Below are 14,962 nucleotides of genomic sequence, written 5' to 3'. Positions count from 1 at the left end.
CGCTGGCCACGGCGAACCAGGACCTCCGCGACAGCGGCGAGGTGGCGCGGCGGGCCAGGGCGGACCTCGACACCGCCCGCCAGCGGGTCGACCAGCACCTCGCCGCATCGACGTCGCCGCACGTGGACGCCATCGCGGCGGCCACCGGCGAACTGGCAGCGATCCGCGCCCAGATCAGCGCGTTGACGAGGCTGCGGGCGCCGCACGACCAGCTGAGACGGCTGGAACGTGACACCGAGCGGGACGCGCGGGCACTTCAGGAGATGAGGGAACGCCACCTCCGGCTGTCGGCGCAGCTGGTGCGCCCCGGGGACGCGTTGGAACGGCTCAACTCCCTGTTCCGCCAGATCGTGCACGCGTTCGACCTGCCGTGGGCCACCGGTCGTGCCCGCCTGGACCCGGAAACGTGGACACCGTTGGTGGACGACCAGGACTTCGGGCAGCGCGGTGGTGGATCACGCACCGCGGTGTCCGTGGCCTACAGCCTGGCGCTGCTGTTGTACGCGTTGGAGCAGCCCACCGACTTCCACCTCCCGCACCTGCTGATCCTGGACTCCCCGCAGAAGAACCTCGGCGGAAACTCGCACGACCAGGCGCTCGCGGCCCGCATGTACGGGTGGATGGCCGACTACCTCCAGGACCGCGCGAGGACGCTCAGCGGCACGACGAGCGGACGGCGGTACCGCGACTTCCAGTTGATCATCGTCGACAACGGCATCCCCGCTGAGGTGCGGGACAGGTTCCACCCCACCGTCACCTTCGACGACGACACCGGCTTCATCCGCGACCTGGAGCACCCGCACGGGCCCCCGGTGCCCGCCGAACAGTTGAGGTTCGGCGACGACGGGGAGACCGAGCTCGGCTCGACCGCCTGAGCGGCACCAGGCCCTCCGGACCCACCGACGCGGGGTTGAACGGGCCTGGGGCGTGGAAGGAGTGGCCCAGCCCGGGAGCGGGACGGTGTCGACGGGAGTGCGTCCACCTCACCAGGCCATACCCGTCGTCCCCTGGAACGCGGCCGGCACCCCGATCGGCGCCGCCGCTGTCCTGGCGCGCGGTGTGCCGTGCCCGAAGCGGGAACGAGCCGGGTCACCCCCGGTCCGCGCGCACGAGGACTCCCGGTCGTCATCCCCGCCCGCCGCCGGCCAGCCGGGTGCCGAAGCGCCGGCACTGCTCGCGCATCGAGGCTGGTTCCTCGATGGTGAAGTCCGCGTCGACGAGCGCGAGGTGAAGGACGAGCCACTGCCACGACTCGAGCATGAGCACGATCCGGGTGCGGTGGGCGTCGAGCGGGGTGAGGTCGGTGTACTGGTGGCGCAGGGCGTCCGCGACCGTCGCGACCGGCGCTTCGACCGTGACCACCACCCGCTGCCGGTCGCGGGTCACGGCCTGGCGCACGTGTTCCACGCCTCCCCCTGCGGGAAGGGGGCGGGGGCGGAAGCTCCGGCCCGCGTCCCTGGCATCGGAGATGCGGTCGACCCGGAAGACGCGCCAGGCGTCGGGGCCCAGGTCCCAGGCCAGCAGGTACCAGCGGTGGAGCAGGTGCACCTGCCGGTGGGGTTCGACCCGGCGGCTGCTGGTGGTCCCGCGCGCGTTGGCGTAGTCGAAGGCCACGAGGTGGGAGCGTTGGATGGCCGTGCCGAGGGTCCGCAGCGTTTCCGTGCTGGTGCTCGGCGCCACCGTCTGGTCGGTGTCCAGGCTGGCCCGCAGGGCAGCCACCCGGGGACGGAGCCGGGCCGGCAGGTACTGGTCGACCTTGCCGTAGGCGCGGGTGGCGGCCGCGTCGAGGCTGCCGTGTTCGGCGCTGCCGGTGGCGGCGAGGGCGGCGAGGGCGAGGAGGGTCGCGGCGGCCTCGTCGTCGTCCAGCAGGAGCGGAGGCATCGAGTTGCCGGTGGCCAGCCGGTAGTAGCCGCCGGGCCCGGGTTGGGCCTCGACCGGGTAGCCGTAGCCGCGGAGGCGGTCGATGTCGCGGCGGAGGGTGCGGGGGCTGACATCGAGGTGCCGGGCGAGTTCCCCGCTGGTGAACGCCCTGCCGGTCTGGAGGGCGGCCAGCAGGGCCAGGGAACGCTCGGTCACGTCGGCCATGTCCACAGTCTCGCCCGGGAAGCGGCCAGAATCCGGCCACATCTGCTCGTACGGTCTCCCGCATGTCGCAGCAGCGCAACATTCGGGTCCGGGGCGCTCGGACGAACAACCTGAAGTCCCTCGACGTCGACGTGCCCCGGGGGCAGCTCGTCGTGTTCGTCGGGCTGTCCGGCTCGGGAAAGTCGTCCCTGGTGTTCGACACCATCGCGGCCGAGGCGGGCCACCAGTTGAACGAGACGTTCCCCCCGTTCGTCAGGAACCGGTTGTCGAAGTGGACCCGCCCGGAGGTCACCGAGATCAGCGGCCTGTCCCCGGCCGTGGTCATCGGGCAACGGCGGGTCGGCGGGAACTCCCGTTCCACCGTCGGCACCTACACCGACGCCTGGTCCTACCTGCGGCTGATCTTCTCCCGCGTCAGCACCCCCCACGTCGGGGAGTCCAACCGCTTCTCCTTCAACGACCCCACGGGCATGTGCCCCACCTGTTCCGGGCTGGGGGAGGTGGTGGTGACCGCCGTGGACCGCATGGTCGACATGGACAAGTCACTCGAGGACGGCGCGGTCCGACTTCCCGGGTTCGTGCAGGGGGGCTACTGGCACAACCTGTACGCAGACATCGGCTCGTTCGACGCCACCACACCACTCCGCGACTGGAGCGAGGACCAACGGCAGGCCCTCCTCTACGGCGGGGAGCACGCCGAACGGCTCGACCCGCGCCCACCGAAGGGCTTCGAAGGGGTGGTCGAACGGTTCGAGCGCATCTACCTGAACACCTCGGAGGACCTGTCGGAGCGCAAACGGGAGACCTTGGCCAGGTTCACCCGGTCCGACCCGTGCCCCGACTGCCACGGCGACCGGCTCAACGAGGAGAGCCGCTCCGCGACCGTCCTCGGCCGCACCATCGGCGAGATGGCCCGGATGGAGGTCAGCGACCTCGCCGACCTCGTCACCGGAGTGACCGAGCCGAGCGTGCGGCCAGCGGTCGCCGCCCTGAAGGACCGGTTGGACGCCCTGGTCACCATCGGCCTCGGCTACCTGCACCTCGGCCGGCCCACGCCGACGCTCTCCGGCGGGGAGTCGCAGCGCATCAAGACGGTGAAGCACCTCGGCAGCAGCCTGATGGAGATGCTGTACGTCTTCGACGAGCCCACCGTCGGCCTCCACCCGCACGACGTGTCGGCCATGATCACCCTGCTCCGGCAACTGCGCGACAAGGGCAACAGCGTCCTCGTCGTCGAGCACGACCCGGCGGTGATGGCCGCCGCCGACCAGGTCGTCGAGATCGGTCCCAGGGCCGGCGAACACGGTGGGGCCCTGGTCTTCCAGGGGCCGTTCGCCGAACTGGGCGCGGCCGGAACCGCCACCTCGGTCGAACTCTCCCGCACGCGTCGACCGCGGGAGGAGCCGCGCACCCCGACCGGGCACGTCGTCGTCGCCGACGCCCGCCGCAACAACCTGCGGCAGGTGACCGTCGAGATCCCCACCGGGGTGATGACCGTGCTCACCGGGGTCGCCGGGTCCGGCAAGTCCAGCCTCGCCCGGGAACTCGTCGACCAGCACGACGCGATCGTCATCGACCAGCGGCCCGTCAGCACCAGCCGCCGGTCCACCCCCATCACCTACACGGGGGTGGCCGCGCCGATCCGGAAGTTGTTCGCCCGGCGCAACGACGTCGCCGCGAGCCTGTTCAGCGCCAACTCGGAAGGCGGCTGCCCGGACTGCGGCGGGGCCGGCGTCATCTACACCGACCTGGCCTTCATGGACGGCCAGGAAACCGTGTGCGAGACCTGCCAGGGGCGCGGGTTCACCCCCGAGGTGCTGCGGTACACCGTGGACGGGCTGTCCATCGCCGACGTGGAGGACCTGACGATCGAGGAGGCGATCCGACGGTTGCCGGACCGGGCGGTGACGAAGGCCCTGAGCAACCTCGACCGGGTGGGCCTGGGGTACCTGCGGCTCGGGCAGCCGCTCTCGACGCTGTCGGGCGGGGAGTGCCAACGGGTGAAGGTGGCCAAGGAACTGCGGGAGGCCAGCACGCCCACCCTCTACGTGCTCGACGAGCCGACGACCGGGCTGCACCTCGCCGACATCGACACGTTGCTCGGTCTCCTCGACGACCTGGTGGAGCACGGGCACGGCGTCGTGGTGATCGAGCACAACCTGGACGTGATCCGCCACGCCGACTGGTTGATCGACCTGGGGCCAGGGCCGGGCCGGCACGGGGGCCGGGTGCTCTACGAGGGGCCGGTGACCGGAGTCGGCGACACCCCGACGGGACGAGCCCTGCGGGAGGCGTTCCCGTCCTGAGGGCGGAGTGCGCGAGCGTTCGCCGTGGACGGCCGGTGCCGCGCGGGGGACAGGCCTGCGGTGCTGTGTCGCTCCCGAGATACGGGTTCTCGGGTGGGTGTGGGATCGACGCCATCCCGAAGCTCAGCTTCAGTAAAGGAGCTGTGTGCAGAAGCGAACGGCCCTAGGCGGGCTGCTGACTTCCGCTTACTTTCGGTGATAGTCGGAGGTGAACCCACCCCCGACATCGAATCCGAAGACAGTCGGAGGTTGACACTGATGGAAGACACCACGAAGGACGAAATGTCGGACTACACCCCGCCCGCAGTGCTCGACGCGGGTGCCGCGCGTGAGGTCACGCTCGGGATCATGAAGTTCGACTCGGTGGACGACACCCAGTACAAGCACTCCTGACCAGGGACTTCAGGGGCGTCGCGTGCGCGGCGCCCCTCCCGCCCCTGCTGTGATGAGGAGTGAGCAGATATGCGCTGGAGCACAGGATGGTACGGCCGCCAACTGGCTTGCTGGCGGCCTCGGCAGGGTCGGCTCCTCGCGGACCTCGCCATGTGGCAATGCGGCTGGCCTGCTGGTCAGGTACGGACAGCGACAGGACGGAATGTCAGTCTGGCCGTCATCGGTGACTGCGGAGCCGATGACGAACACCTCGACAGCGGGCTGGCAGCCGTGACGAATCAAGACTGGCCTTCGCTGACGAAGTGGCCCGGTTCCTATCTCGTGGTAGCGCGCACCGGGGCCACTTTGGCGGTGATCGGAGACCTGTCCACCCAGCACCCGGTTTACTGGTGCTCGGCCGAGTCCGGTCTATGGTGGTCGACGTCAGCGATCGCGCTCGCGTCGATGAAGTCACTGCCGGTGGATCGAGTCAGCCTGGCCGCCAGGCTTGCCTGCGCGCAACCAGAAGTTCTGGGCAGCCGATCGCTCTTCGAAGGTGTTCACCGAGTGCCGTCAGGGCATTTGCTGCTCGTTAATCCAGACCGGGCGAGCACGATCCGCTACGAGCCGAGCAAGTACCCCGTGCACTCGGTTCAGGACGCTGCCTCGAAGGTCCGGGTGTCACTGGAGGACGCGGTGGACGCGCGCCTGGACGGACGTCCAGTAAGTGCTGACCTCGCTGGGCTTGACTCGACGACATTGGTCTGTCTCGCGGCCCGACGGAACCCAGTACACGCTGTCACGTTCGCGAACCGCCGGCTACGTGATGACGACGAATACTACGCCACCCGCACAGCCCGTGCGGTGGGGTCAGTACGCCATACTCTGGTCGAGGGCGGTCCTTCGGCAGTCTATTACCACGCCTGCTGCATCGACCTCGAATCGCTGCCACTGACGGATGCTCCGCACGCCTATGTGGTCACCGCTTCGATCAAACGAGCTGTTCTTGGTGCCGTCGCCGTGCCCGGAGGCGTTCACTTCACTGGCTCCGCCGGGGATGGAGTGCTGGCGACTGGCTCGGCATACCTGGCGGACCTCGTGCGGACCCGCCGCTATGGCTTGGCGCTTCGACACATGCTGGGTCACGCGCGCCTTCGTAGCCGTTCTCCCTGGCGGGTCCTACGCCAGCACTGGCCGGCAGCCCACGGCGACCTCCGGCGCGCGTGGCACGCGTGCGCCCGGGATTTGAGGTCCCCACCCCGCCCTTGGGAGCCCCAGGCCGCCAGACCTGTCTCGTGGACTCCGCTACTCGCGACAGCGGACTGGATGGGCCGACGGGCGCGAGCTGACCTGGCTGATGCTTTCGACGAAGCCGCAGAAGGGCTGACCGACTCACCACCCTCACTCGCGGACTGGAGCGATCGACAGCACCTGGTAGATATTGCAGGTGACATCGCTGGCTGGCGGGAGCTAGCCCTGCACGATCACGGTGTCGAGCTGGCAGCGCCGTTTCTTGACAACGGCGTCATTCGTGCCTGTCTCACAGTTCCAGCTGAGCAGCGCGGCTCACCCGATCAGTACAAGCGTCTGCTGACCAATGCGTTCTCGGGAGCCGAGATCGTGCCCGACTTCGTCCTTAACCGCCACACCAAGGGCGGGTTTGACGGGGTGTCCTACGGCGGCCTGGTCTCCCACGCTGAAGGGCTTCGGCGGCTGCTCGGCTCCTCCTCATGCTTGGCTGATCTCGGGCTTCTCACTCCGGGGCACGTGACGGACACCCTGGGACGCGCGGTAACCGGTCTGCCGCTGGCAGCCGGTGCCTTGCACCTCGTTACCGCTGCCGAGGTCTGGCTTCGCCAGCTCGATACCGCACAGTCCTGGTGGGAAAGGATGCCTCATGCTGCGCCTGCGGGCTGACGTCCACCACGCCCTGACCGGGGAGGGAGGAGCACTACTCGACGAGCGCACGGGCCGCTGGACGTATCTGAGTCCTAGCGCCTCCATGGCGCTGAGGGCGCTGCTGCACAGCGACAGCATGGAACAGGCTTCTCGGGTCTACGCCGACCGGTACGGAGTGGATCCGCTCGTCGCGCGGAGTGACCTGGAGCAGGTGGTGGACGCCGTGCGCGGCCTCCTCCACCAACACCGCACAAGCGTCCGGCGACGCCGGTGGTGGTCACGATGACCACGATGGAGGCTTACCACCCAGGCAGGGCGGCACCCTCGTGGAGGGCCCAGATCGCGGTGTTGGTGGGAATCGCCACTGCGCTGGTCGCTCTGCGTCTTCCGTTGCGTGTCGCCACCAGTCTCTGTCGATGGACGAGGCGACGAGAATGCCGAAGGATCAGCGCCAGGCAGGCCGCTCGCCTGGTGGCTGCCGTGAGATGGACGGCTCGCCGCTGGCCGGGGCGCTTCGCGTGCCTGGAAACCTCCCTTGCCACGGTCCTGGCTGCCCGGATCCTCGGGCTGGACCTCCAGTGGGCACTCGGGGTTCGATTCAGCCCACCGCCAACCTCGTACCACGCCTGGGTGCACCAGCCAGGTCACGGACCTGCGGGGGAGTACACGGTAGGCGGATGGCACTACCACTGCGTCCTCGTCATCTGAAGGCTAAGTATCGCGGCACGGAGGACCCGCTGAGATCTGAGCACTACCCGTGGTGCACAGTAGATTACTGAAGGCAACGAGGAGGATAACGTGGTGACTATCGCCCCTAGCGTCGCTTCTATCGCGGAAGCAATACCGGAAACCCACTACTCCCACCACGATGGACGCGGCCACACTCCGATGCGGTCGAACCCACTGGTGATCCACCGCGAACTCACGCTCCTGGACGTTCACCCGGCCCAGCGCGTGTGCGAGATCGGCACCGGCTCCGGGTACTCCGGGGCGCTGTTGTCGTCCCTGGTCGGTGAGGACGGCCGAGTGGTCAGCGTGGACATCGACCCTTACCTCGTGCAGTGGGCACGGTGTGCCCATCGCGAGCGTGGAGTGCGGAACGTCAGGTGCGTGGCGGGGGACGGGCGTCAAGGATTCGCGGCCGAGGCCCCCTACGATCGCCTCGTCGCATGGTGCACGCCACCGCACCTGCCGAAGTCGTGGGTCGACCAGTTGAAGACCGGCGGCGTCATCGTCACACCGCTTCCGGTGGCGCAGGTCCCCCAGATCACGGTGGTCGCTGAGATTCTGGTCGACGAGGATCGGACACCGCGAGTCCGGCGTGTCCTGCACGGCGGCTACATGGAGACCGTGTCCAGTCCCTGCGATCCGGACACGCCCACCCGTCTCGTCGACTGGGAGTACCGCCTCCCCTCGGCCGCGTGGATATCAGTCGGGTGGCGGGATGAGGACAACGAGCTGCGGGACGGTGCGCGCACGGCACTGGACAGGCTCTTGGCCGAGTCCTCGATCCGCGTGACAGCCGGGGAAGACATCGACTGGGGAAGTTGGAGGACCTGGGCGGCTGCCACCGACGACCACCACCTGACCGCTGTCGGCTGGCCCTCGGGTGGGATCGCGGTGGGCCACAGCACTGCGGAATCCATTGCCGTCCTTCGCTACGACGGAATGATCCTGGCTGATCGTCGGGCATCACCGTCCTTGCGGGTGGTGCGGGACTGGTTCCAGGAATGGGACCGGGCTGGACGGCCGGCCGTCGAGGAGTACGAGGGCACGCTGTCCCCCCAGCAGGATGGATGGAGGTTGCGGCTCTCCCGCTAGGGAGGCAGGGGGTCAACGGCTCGCGATTCGAGCAACAAGATCCACCAGGATGTCACCTGCATGCTGGTGCGGGGAGTCCAGCACCTGCCTCCACATGCTCAGCACATCACCCGAGTTCCGCCGCAGCCACTCAGCCAACCGGCGCGGAGGAGTACTGGTGCTCAGCTCGGGGGAGGGCGGCAGTGCCGAATCAATCTGGGCGAGGGTGTCCGCCAGCCACCACGACAGCAGCCTGCGAGCAACCTCCTCGTACTCGCCCGCAGGATAGAACCGCATGGTGTGGGCGATGACGACATCTATCTCAGTTTGGATGAGGCGACGGACTCCTTCACGAGGCTCCCGCTGGTGCAGGAGCGAGAGTCTCGAAAGTGTGCGGGCGCTGTCCTCAGCCAGTTCACCTACACGAGGCTTCGGCGCGATCCACACCATTCCCGCTGGTGTGAACAGTACGTGGTCGGGATCCAAATTCCCCCAGATCGGATGTCGATCGCGGGGGACCGGCAGCATGGAGAGCACGCGTTCGGCGAGGTAGGCGATGAGAGCGCGTGCCGTGGCGAAACCATCGGAATCTGTTCTACTGACGAGGAGGGCCATCCGCGCGAGTCGGAGCTGGACAGAGCGTATTGGTGAGTCCTCCGTGTTCGGAAGACCGCTCAGAACGGTTGGCCCCAAACCGGCGAGCTTAGTCGCAGTGGCCAGGACTGCTCGTGTGACGGCAAGGCCTCGGGCGAGCGCAGTGTCCCACCTGTACCCACGGATTCGTGGCATCAGCAGCACGGTTTTCGATGCCGCTTGAGCACGTGGCACGATCAGCCCTAGGCGATGGACCCTCTTCACGTGGCGTAGCAGGCAGAGTCGTCTTTCCTCGCCAACAGCGTCACCTTCGAGCGGTCCACCGTACTTCGCGATCAGCCTCGTTGAGGTGTCGGAGCGGTGCACGCCGAGTTCGACGCAACGGTGGGTCCAGCCCGGAAGGAAACTTCCGACGTCGATCCTGGCTTCCGGCCACATCTCTTCAGCTGCTACCAGCGCGGGATTACGGGCCTGGTCGCTGTAGGTCAACATGAACAGAAGCTAGATCTCGCAGGCCTTTCTGAACTGGCAATGATGTAGGAGTGATCAAGCTCGGGCCATCTCAGTGCACTCGGACGTCGAAGTCGCCCTGCCGAGTAGTAGGAACGGATGAGTCATTGCGAGGTCTGGTGTTGACCAAGCTTCGCCAATGCACTTCGTGGTGACCACCGAGTCAGCTCAGAGGGTCCCGCTCCCAACAACGAAGCGTCGCTCGGAGGTTGTCCTGCGCAAGCGTTGAACTGGCAGAGAATTGGCAGTCTTATCACGATTCACCATCGTGGCACTAGTCTGTGATCAACGGGCAGCGTTGTTGGTCACGACGGGGAGGCGCCATGTCCGATCGCCAGGGAGTTGGTCAACGGGTGGCCCAGCAGCGCAAGTTGCGCGGCATGACACAGGCCGCCCTCGCACGCCGTACCGGATTCTCCACGTCCACCATCAGCAAGGTCGAGCGCGGGCAGATGCCAGCTTCGGAGCAGTTTGTCGCGCTGTCGGCACGTGAACTTCGCGTGCCGCCGGTCGAACTGCTCGGTCAGCCTCGGGAGACCCGGCACCCGACGGATCGTGAGACTCGAGCAAGTGTCGCGGACCTTCGCCGGGCCCTGGTTCGTTACGACGCGGCGCCCGAGGACGATGTCGTTCCCCGAAGCGTCGACGAGCTGGCGGCCGAAGTCGCCACAGTGAGTGCCCACCGACACGCCGCACGACTGGACCAGGTCGGGGCGCTGGTTCCGGGGCTGCTTACTGAACTGCGGAGGGCAGCGGAGCGAACCAGCGATGCTTCGGTGCGGGAGCGCGTTTATGGGCTGATGGCCGAGGCGTACTACGCCGCAGGCCAAATGTTGTACAAACTTGGGTACGCGGATCTGTCATCACTCGCGGTCGACCGTTACGAGTGGGCAGCTGCACGGTCAGGTGACGAGCTCGCCGTACTCGTTGGTCACTACCAACGAGCCGGTGAGCTGATCGTGATCAGCGAGTGGGCTGCGGCGCTGTCGTTGTTGGATAGGAGCCGCGCCCACCTTGTCGACGGTGACGAGTACCGCCGTAGCCCCGCCGCGACGTCCGTGTGGGGGAACCTGCACCTCAAGTCGGCACTGGCTTTGGCGAGGTCCGGCGACTTGACCGCAGCGGACGAACATTGGAGGGAAGCTCAAGAAGCTGCTCAGCTCCTCGGGGAGGATCGCGACGATTACCGCCTGGCCTTCGGGCCTACGAACGTCGCGATCTGGTCGGTGTCGTTGGCAGTTGAGGCCGGGGACGCCACCTCTGCCCGTGTCCGTGCGCAGAAGGTTCGCGTCCCCAGACACGCCCCTGCGGAGCGGGTTGGTCGGTACTGGATCGATCTGGGGCGCGCGGCGCTTTTGGATGGCGATCGTGAGCATGCGGTCGCGTGTCTGCACCGTGCACGGGAGGTCTCGCCGCAACAAACACGGCATCACCCGATGGTGCACGAGACTTTGCGGGTGCTCGCGACATCACGTCGGGGCTCCGATCCCGTGGCACGCCTCGCGACTTGGGCTGGCGTCTCGGTCGGTTGACCGAATCGATTTCCTTCCCGTCCGCTCCATTCGACGACCGGGGCTGCACCTCGCCGACATCGACACGTTGCTCGGTCTCCTCGACGACCTGGTGGAGCACGGGCACGGCGTCGTGGTGATCGAGCACAACCTCGACGTGATCCGGCACGCCGACTGGCTGATCGACCTGGGGCCGGGCCGGCCGGCACGGGGGTGGCCAGGGGAGGAGGGCTACCCCGGCCTGCTCGGTTCGACCTGCCGCCGCGTGAGGTGGTGGGTGCTCTCGTGGTGGGCACGGTCGCGCCAGGGTCGGGGAGGAGTCCGGCGCCGGGTGACCTGGAGCAGGTCACCCGGCGCGGTGCCAGGACGGTCAGTAGCGCTTGTTCTTGATCGCGGTGATGAAGCGAGTGAAGGCGGCGTTGTCAACGATGAGAACGCCGCCAGTACGATTCTTGCTGTCGCGGATGCCGACGAGGCCTGGAGTGCGAAGGTATCGATATACTGTTGCCGGTTCCCGCTACCGCAGGATGACCTGCCCCGGCGGGGAAAGGTCGTCATCATCCTGCGATCGAAGTGCCGCCCGGGCCGCGCGAGCTGGGCGGTCTTCTCAGCCGAGCGCACTTTGATCAGAGTTTGAGGTCGAGGCTTCCTTGTTTCACGGTTGCCACGAAGTTGGCAAAGGTACGGGTGTTCAGGATGAGCATGCCAGCTTCTCGATTCTTCGTGTCGCGGATGGCAACGACGTTGCTACCAGTCCCGACTTCGACACAGTTGGCCGATCCGCCACCGCTGTGACTCGACTTGTACCATCCAGTTATCACCGTGAATCCTCCAGTTCGTCAATCGTTCGGATCGGGATGGAGATTTCGGTTCCCTCGTTGCGTGCCGTGCTCGAAGGTGGTGCTCCAGCTGGTGGTGTAGTCCTTGTCAAGCCATCGTTCACGGCTGCCGTGCTGCCCATACGGCGCCTTGAGTTTCATCGGTCAGGGAGATGAGGTGCTGGAGGCGAATGCAGGTGGCCTAGTTGTTCTGTCCGGTGTAGTTGAGGGCAGAACAACTAGGGCCAGTTGTCAGTAACGCTCGTTCTTGACCGCAGTGATGAAGCGGGTGAAGGAGGTGGTGTCCACGATGAGAACGTCTCCGTCGCGGTTCTTGCTGTCGCGGATGCCGACGAGGTTGGGGGCGGAGCCGACTTCGACGCATTCACCTCCGCCGCCATTGGAGTATGTGCTGGTGCGCCAGCGGTGGAAATCTACCCGCATGTGTTTCCCTTCTTCTGCTGGAGTAGGCGTGATATCAGTTTCCTGGTCTCGGAGCAATCCATAGCCGCTTCTTGGATGATGTGGAACGCGTCCACGTGGCGTTGAACCGCTGCTGACTCCTCCGCGTAGTCGCCCCGGTTGAGGGTCTCGAAGTAGACGACGTCGTCGAGATGCTCCTCTCGAAAGCCAAGTACGACGAACTCACTTCCCAACGCGGGATGGGCGCCTGCTCCGGTCGGGAGCACCTGGATGCGAACGTGCGGCAGCTCAGCCAGCTCGAGCAGTCGCCGAAGCTGTCCCCGCATGACCTCCGGCCCTCCGACCGCACCGTGCAGCAGGGGTTCCCACAGCACGGCGTGGACGTGGAGGGGATTCGTCGACGTCAGCCTCTGCTGACGTGTCTCCCGGATGAAGGATCGCTGGCGGGAGACCTCCGCCTTCGGTTTGGGTAGCCAGTTCTCGCTGAGTGCGGCGAAGTAGTCGCCGGTCTGGAACAGCCCGGGCACGAGTTGTGCCTTGAAGATCCGCACCGAGGACGCTTCGTCCTCCAGTTCGATGAGGTCCTGGGCGGCGTCCCACAGGACGTCGCTGTACTGCGACCACCAGCCGCCTTCCTGTGCGGTGGTGACGGCGGCGAACAGGCGGTCGCGGTCGCGTTCGGGCACGCCGTAGGTCAGGGCCAAGGCAAGGGTCTCGACGCTGGTGGGTGCCTGGACCGCGTGCTCGATGCGGGAGATCTTCGATGGCGACCACTTCAGCTGTTTCGCAGCCTCCGTGGCTTTGAGCCCCGCCGACTCACGCCACTTGCGCAGCTCCCGGCAGACCCGTCGCATTCGGACTCCTGCGCGGTACTCGGACACCCGATCTCCTCCCCGTACGCCCGACCGAGCGTACGACAGGCTGGCACTTCCTCCGACCCCTTACTCCTTATGGGTCATCTCGTGCAAATTGCGCGTCAGTACTCTTGCGCCGCAGTGTCCATGTGGGCAAGGTGGCATGCGCCACAGTGTCCTGTCCGCAAAGAGGAGGAGGGGTCGGGCCAACTTTCCACGGCCGCCCGACCCCTCCTGACGAGAGGAACCGAAGCATGCACCACGATCCCGTCTCCCCGGCCATGCTACTGGGCGTGATCGACTCGCCTCCCGATACGGGGGCGGAACGCGGAAAGCCCGCTGCGCTCCCCGGGTCTCCTGCGATGTCCGGTGTCGCCACGCCCGTCGCCTGCGCCGACGAACGGTCAGGGGGTGATCAGGCGCCCGGGCGTCACAGCTGCCTCGCCCTCGACCTCGCTCGCCGCACGGGTGGTGCGGGTGCGGCACGCTGCGTCCGCCGCTGCCGCCACGATTCGGGTTCCGTCGTGAGCGGGCGTCCTGGCTCCGGGTGGCACCACCGCCACACCGCCCCGGGACTTCCACCCGGTCCGAATCCGCACGGCGCCCGTGGCCTCCCGCTCGCCCCGGCTGAGCAGCTCCGCCCGGGGTGGACGACGGTGCTGCGCGGCGTGTTGCCCGCACCTCGCCAGCAGCACTCAGCGGAAGGGGTGCGGCATGGTTCTTGAGATGGCGCTCGGCGCCCTGGTCGCGCTGGTCGGGCTGTGGACGGTCGAATGGCTCGACCGGTGGTTCGGGCAGCCGCTCCGGATGGCGTCACGGGTGCGGCGTGTCCGCCGGACCACTCGGCAGGCCTTGGCCACGGTCGGTCGAACCCGCCCGGCCAGCACCCGTCACCCCTCCCGAGCTACCGGGCGTTCGTCGGCCCGCTAGCTCTCGCTGGTCGTCCTCGACGGCCAGTCCTCGCCGCTCCGCACGTACCTCGTTGACGGGCCGAGCGCGTCCCTGCGGTTCCTGGTCGGCGTCGCGGCCAGCTCCGCTTCTCCCTCATCCCGCGCGTCCGGCGCGGGCTCTCCTGCTCCCCGAGGATTCTCCGTGATCGTGCACGCCCTCATCCACACCATCGTCTCGTTCCTGATCGCCCTCTTAGCCCTGGTCCTCGTCGTCGGCGCGGTCGCCCTGCACCTGGCTGCCTTCGGGAGTGCCCCGCAGCCCTGGTACCAGGCGGCGGACACCGTGGTCCAGGCGCTGACCGGCTCCCTGAAAGCCCTGCTGTACGGACTCGTGCCGTGACCGGGACCGTGGCCGACCCGGGGGAGGCGGTCACCGTCGTGCTTCCCCCGCTCACCGGTCGCGCCCGGCGGGTCCGCCCCTACGTGATGGAGGCCTGGAGTGATGGACGCGGCGGCGAGGAAGGCCCTGGACGCGGTACCCGAGTTGGCGGCGGTCTACGCGTTGACCCGGCGCGGGTGGCGGTGGGTGTAATTGACGCGGGGCACGGGCGCCCTGGTCGGCTCCTTCGCCTGGCCTGGCGGTGGCTTCGTGGACTGGTGCGTGATCCGGGGTCACGGTGAGGTCGAGGGAGTTCGGGTGCGGGACGGCGACTGGGTGGTGTGGTGCCTGTCGGGTTCGGTGGGGGTGGTCGCCGCCGAGCTGGGAGCCTTGCCACCTCCGGGTTCCTCGTCCGCGCCCCGGCTGCTGACCGGTCGTCGCTGGCGGCCCCCGGGGCCACTCCGCCCCCGCTGACCCCGGCGGTGCCGGCTGTCGGCTCGGCCGGACCAGCCACGCGCCCC

General features: G+C 67.7%; 16 protein-coding genes. 11 read left to right on the top strand and 5 right to left on the bottom strand.

The annotated features are described in order from the left end of the window. Positions 1 to 875, top strand: an 875-nt coding sequence (locus tag ACTIDRAF_RS0205715; RefSeq protein ID WP_016697760.1) for a hypothetical protein, incomplete at its 5' end; no start/stop codon positions are given. A 250-nt stretch (positions 876 to 1,125) separates the two neighbouring features. Here ACTIDRAF_RS0205715 and ACTIDRAF_RS0205710 read toward each other — a convergent pair. Next, a complete protein-coding gene (locus tag ACTIDRAF_RS0205710; protein WP_016697759.1) occupies positions 1,126 to 2,085 on the bottom strand; it encodes a helix-turn-helix transcriptional regulator in 960 nt (319 codons plus the stop codon). 62 nt (positions 2,086 to 2,147) lie between these two features. Between ACTIDRAF_RS0205710 and ACTIDRAF_RS0205705 the strand changes: the two genes are divergently transcribed. The 6 genes from ACTIDRAF_RS0205705 to ACTIDRAF_RS0205685 all read left to right on the top strand — a co-directional run bounded on the left by ACTIDRAF_RS0205705 (position 2,148) and on the right by ACTIDRAF_RS0205685 (position 8,483). Next, positions 2,148 to 4,391 carry an ATP-binding cassette domain-containing protein gene (locus ACTIDRAF_RS0205705; RefSeq protein WP_016697758.1) on the top strand — a complete coding sequence of 748 codons (2,244 nt, stop codon included), beginning with the start codon at positions 2,148 to 2,150 and terminating at the stop codon, positions 4,389 to 4,391. Positions 4,392 to 4,649: 258 nt separating this feature from the next. Further along, positions 4,650 to 4,784 carry a hypothetical protein gene (locus ACTIDRAF_RS35240; RefSeq protein WP_016697757.1) on the top strand — a complete coding sequence of 45 codons (135 nt, stop codon included), beginning with the start codon at positions 4,650 to 4,652 and terminating at the stop codon, positions 4,782 to 4,784. Positions 4,785 to 4,853: 69 nt separating this feature from the next. Beyond that, positions 4,854 to 6,680 carry an albusnodin/ikarugamycin family macrolactam cyclase gene (locus ACTIDRAF_RS32530; RefSeq protein ID WP_083886114.1) on the top strand — a complete coding sequence of 609 codons (1,827 nt, stop codon included), beginning with the start codon at positions 4,854 to 4,856 and terminating at the stop codon, positions 6,678 to 6,680. Then, positions 6,661 to 6,948: a PqqD family peptide modification chaperone gene (locus ACTIDRAF_RS27430; protein ID WP_016697755.1), complete on the top strand. Its 288-nt coding sequence runs from the start codon at positions 6,661 to 6,663 to the stop codon at positions 6,946 to 6,948. Before ACTIDRAF_RS32530 ends, ACTIDRAF_RS27430 begins: the two co-directional genes overlap by 20 nt. Then, positions 6,945 to 7,370 (top strand): lasso peptide biosynthesis B2 protein, encoded by a 426-nt coding sequence (locus ACTIDRAF_RS35525; RefSeq protein ID WP_083886113.1) that lies wholly within the window; start codon positions 6,945 to 6,947, stop codon positions 7,368 to 7,370. The genes ACTIDRAF_RS27430 and ACTIDRAF_RS35525 overlap by 4 nt, the downstream gene beginning before the upstream one ends. Positions 7,371 to 7,550: 180 nt before the next feature. Then, on the top strand, positions 7,551 to 8,483 hold the full coding sequence (locus ACTIDRAF_RS0205685) for a protein-L-isoaspartate O-methyltransferase family protein (protein ID WP_083886112.1): 933 nt from the start codon (positions 7,551 to 7,553) through the stop codon (positions 8,481 to 8,483). Between the two features lie 12 nt (positions 8,484 to 8,495). Here ACTIDRAF_RS0205685 and ACTIDRAF_RS33605 read toward each other — a convergent pair whose 3' ends face one another. Further along, positions 8,496 to 9,548 carry a hypothetical protein gene (locus tag ACTIDRAF_RS33605; protein WP_157162873.1) on the bottom strand — a complete coding sequence of 351 codons (1,053 nt, stop codon included), beginning with the start codon at positions 9,546 to 9,548 and terminating at the stop codon, positions 8,496 to 8,498. 341 nt (positions 9,549 to 9,889) lie between these two features. Here ACTIDRAF_RS33605 and ACTIDRAF_RS0205670 point away from each other — a divergent pair, with 341 nt between their 5' ends. Beyond that, positions 9,890 to 11,098, top strand: a complete 1,209-nt coding sequence (locus ACTIDRAF_RS0205670) for a helix-turn-helix domain-containing protein (protein ID WP_039785994.1) — start codon at positions 9,890 to 9,892, stop codon at positions 11,096 to 11,098. 67 nt (positions 11,099 to 11,165) lie between these two features. Continuing rightward, entirely contained in the window at positions 11,166 to 11,714 is a 549-nt protein-coding gene (locus tag ACTIDRAF_RS35520; protein WP_425359117.1) for a hypothetical protein, read from the top strand. Here the strand turns inward: ACTIDRAF_RS35520 and ACTIDRAF_RS32515 are convergent. The 3 genes from ACTIDRAF_RS32515 to ACTIDRAF_RS0205660 all read right to left on the bottom strand — a co-directional run bounded on the left by ACTIDRAF_RS32515 (position 11,704) and on the right by ACTIDRAF_RS0205660 (position 13,199). After that, positions 11,704 to 11,898, bottom strand: coding sequence for a DUF397 domain-containing protein (locus tag ACTIDRAF_RS32515; RefSeq protein ID WP_083886111.1), 195 nt, complete (start codon positions 11,896 to 11,898; stop codon positions 11,704 to 11,706). The genes ACTIDRAF_RS35520 and ACTIDRAF_RS32515 overlap by 11 nt on opposite strands. Before the next feature lie 249 nt (positions 11,899 to 12,147). After that, positions 12,148 to 12,339: a DUF397 domain-containing protein gene (locus ACTIDRAF_RS0205665; protein ID WP_016697750.1), complete on the bottom strand. Its 192-nt coding sequence runs from the start codon at positions 12,337 to 12,339 to the stop codon at positions 12,148 to 12,150. After that, a complete protein-coding gene (locus ACTIDRAF_RS0205660) occupies positions 12,330 to 13,199 on the bottom strand; it encodes a helix-turn-helix domain-containing protein (protein ID WP_157162872.1) in 870 nt (289 codons plus the stop codon). The genes ACTIDRAF_RS0205665 and ACTIDRAF_RS0205660 overlap by 10 nt, the downstream gene beginning before the upstream one ends. Positions 13,200 to 14,264: 1,065 nt before the next feature. Between ACTIDRAF_RS0205660 and ACTIDRAF_RS0205650 the strand changes: the two genes are divergently transcribed. Together ACTIDRAF_RS0205650 and ACTIDRAF_RS0205640 are read left to right on the top strand one after the other, a co-directional pair. After that, positions 14,265 to 14,462, top strand: coding sequence for a hypothetical protein (locus ACTIDRAF_RS0205650; protein WP_016697747.1), 198 nt, complete (start codon positions 14,265 to 14,267; stop codon positions 14,460 to 14,462). Between the two features lie 192 nt (positions 14,463 to 14,654). After that, positions 14,655 to 14,915, top strand: a complete 261-nt coding sequence (locus ACTIDRAF_RS0205640; RefSeq protein ID WP_016697745.1) for a hypothetical protein — start codon at positions 14,655 to 14,657, stop codon at positions 14,913 to 14,915. Positions 14,916 to 14,962 lie beyond the last annotated feature (47 nt).

Origin of the sequence: Actinoalloteichus spitiensis RMV-1378, assembly GCF_000239155.1 — a bacterium.
Classification (GTDB): Bacteria; Actinomycetota; Actinomycetes; order Mycobacteriales; family Pseudonocardiaceae; genus Actinoalloteichus_B; species Actinoalloteichus_B spitiensis.
The sequence above is the reverse complement of the archived record's forward strand: the minus strand, read 5'-3'. Positions and strand labels throughout refer to the sequence as shown.

Bases quoted from the DNA above. Each gene is read 5' to 3' on its own strand.
- ACTIDRAF_RS27430 (WP_016697755.1), top strand. From the start codon at position 6,661: ATGCTGCGCCTGCGGGCTGACGTCCACCACGCCCTGACCGGGGAGGGA.
- ACTIDRAF_RS33605 (WP_157162873.1), bottom strand. From the start codon at position 9,548: ATGTTGACCTACAGCGACCAGGCCCGTAATCCCGCGCTGGTAGCAGCT.
- ACTIDRAF_RS35525 (WP_083886113.1), top strand. From the start codon at position 6,945: ATGACCACGATGGAGGCTTACCACCCAGGCAGGGCGGCACCCTCGTGG.
- ACTIDRAF_RS0205705 (WP_016697758.1), top strand. From the start codon at position 2,148: ATGTCGCAGCAGCGCAACATTCGGGTCCGGGGCGCTCGGACGAACAAC.
- ACTIDRAF_RS0205665 (WP_016697750.1), bottom strand. From the start codon at position 12,339: ATGCGGGTAGATTTCCACCGCTGGCGCACCAGCACATACTCCAATGGC.
- ACTIDRAF_RS35240 (WP_016697757.1), top strand. From the start codon at position 4,650: ATGGAAGACACCACGAAGGACGAAATGTCGGACTACACCCCGCCCGCA.
- ACTIDRAF_RS0205670 (WP_039785994.1), top strand. From the start codon at position 9,890: ATGTCCGATCGCCAGGGAGTTGGTCAACGGGTGGCCCAGCAGCGCAAG.
- ACTIDRAF_RS32530 (WP_083886114.1), top strand. From the start codon at position 4,854: ATGCGCTGGAGCACAGGATGGTACGGCCGCCAACTGGCTTGCTGGCGG.
- ACTIDRAF_RS0205710 (WP_016697759.1), bottom strand. From the start codon at position 2,085: ATGGCCGACGTGACCGAGCGTTCCCTGGCCCTGCTGGCCGCCCTCCAG.
- ACTIDRAF_RS0205685 (WP_083886112.1), top strand. From the start codon at position 7,551: ATGCGGTCGAACCCACTGGTGATCCACCGCGAACTCACGCTCCTGGAC.